This window comes from Bacillus cereus (assembly GCF_002567495.1).
Taxonomy (GTDB): domain Bacteria; phylum Bacillota; class Bacilli; order Bacillales; family Bacillaceae_G; genus Bacillus_A; species Bacillus_A cereus_AQ.
Map to the genome: position 1 here is coordinate 1 of NZ_NVAP01000072.1, position 1,593 is coordinate 1,593.

Genomic DNA, 1,593 nt, shown 5'->3' on the forward strand with positions numbered 1-1,593 from the left:
TAGCTAACGAATTCGTCCTAAGACAGCCGAGCTAACTCCCTTGTTCCAAGGGTTATTTTATTGCTATCTATGCTAACGCTAATAGGCGTATTGCTTCATTTTTGATATTGATAGCTGCGTTATAATCTCTATCGAGATTTACACCGCATATACAAGAATAGACTCGCTCAGACAATGACATATTTTTCACATTTCCACAACTGCTACATGTTTTTGTGGAAGGAAACCATTTGTCTATTTTCACAAGCTGTTTGCCTTGTTCATTTAGTTTATAAGCTACGAAAGAAGTGAACATACCCCAAGCATTATCAGCGACGCTTTTTCCAAAATGAAGTGCTTGCGATATTCCCTTCATATTTAGATCTTCAATAGCTACAACATCAAAATGAGTAGCTAACTCTTTAGACTTATGATGAAGGAAATTCTTACGTTGGTTTGCTACTTTTTCATGCAGCTTAGCTACACGGATACGTTGTTTATTCCAACGCACTGAACCTTTTGTACGTCTTGATAATACTCGTTGCGCCTTTGCTAATCGGTCTAACATTTCACGATAGAACTTAGGATAATTGGCTCTCTCATCCTCAGAACTGACGTATAATTGATCCATCGCAAAGTCTAATCCAACAACTGTTTCTACTTCTTTTTGTACGATCTCTTTTTCGTATTCAGTCAAAATAGACACATAGTATTTACCAGTAGGTGTCATAGAAATCGTACATGACTTGATTATATGGTCTTGTGGTATTTCTCTATGCTGTTTAATACGTACCATTTTCAGTTTCGGCAATTTGATATGACCGTTAAGCAACATAATATTTCCGTTCACTACATTCGTTGTATAAGACTTTCTGTCTTTTTTGCTTTTGAATGTTGGGAAGTCATTTTGACCACGAAAGAAATTTTTATAGGCAGTTTGCAAGTTTAGTTGAGCATTTGCCAAAGCTAATGAATCNNGTTTCTTTAGTTGATCCTTATCATCTTTATGTTTTTCATACGCTTCTTTCCGTTCAGCTAACATTCTGTTATACACGAAACGTACACAACCGAAGGTTTTACGCATAAGGTGCGCTTGGTCTTCTGTTGGATACAAACGGAATTTATATGCTTTATTCTGCTTTGTCATATCATTTCACCTCACTTTTCACTTTGATTTTCAATATATGTTTTTACTACGTCTATTGGCGAACCACCAGTAGTTAGCAAGCAAAAATTTCTTGACCAAAACATCTCTTTCCAAAGTTTCTTTTTCACTTGTGGAAAGTCTCTTTTAATAAGTCGAGAACTTGCACTTTTATAAGCATTGATGAATTTTGTCATTTCTGTATTAGGGTGTGCCTTGAACAAAATATGAACATGGTCTACATCATGATTCCATTCAACTACTGTGATGTTATAGTTTTCAGATAGTCGAACAAACATATCTTTTGCATAGTCTGACATATCATCATCAAACACATTTCTTCTGTATTTCACGACCAACACAAGGTGATAATACAACAAGAATACTGAATGGTTATTACTATCTAATTTCATTTATATACCAGCCTTTATAATTTATAAGACTGATTATATCAGAGGCAAAATAAAAAG

2 protein-coding genes are annotated in these 1,593 nt (G+C 34.8%); both read right to left on the reverse strand.

The features are described 5' to 3' along the window. Nucleotides 1-67: 67 nt before the first annotated feature. Entirely contained in the window at nucleotides 68-1,126 is a 1,059-nt protein-coding gene (locus COK05_RS28480) for an RNA-guided endonuclease TnpB family protein (protein ID WP_098615202.1), read from the reverse strand. 11 nt (nucleotides 1,127-1,137) lie between these two features. Further along, nucleotides 1,138-1,536 carry an IS200/IS605 family transposase gene (gene tnpA / locus COK05_RS28485; RefSeq protein ID WP_098615203.1) on the reverse strand — a complete coding sequence of 133 codons (399 nt, stop codon included), beginning with the start codon at nucleotides 1,534-1,536 and terminating at the stop codon, nucleotides 1,138-1,140. Between the last annotated feature and the right edge of the window lie 57 nt (nucleotides 1,537-1,593).

Excerpts from the sequence above, each read along its gene's own strand:
- tnpA (WP_098615203.1), bottom strand. The coding sequence starts at position 1,536 with ATGAAATTAGATAGTAATAACCATTCAGTATTCTTGTTGTATTATCAC.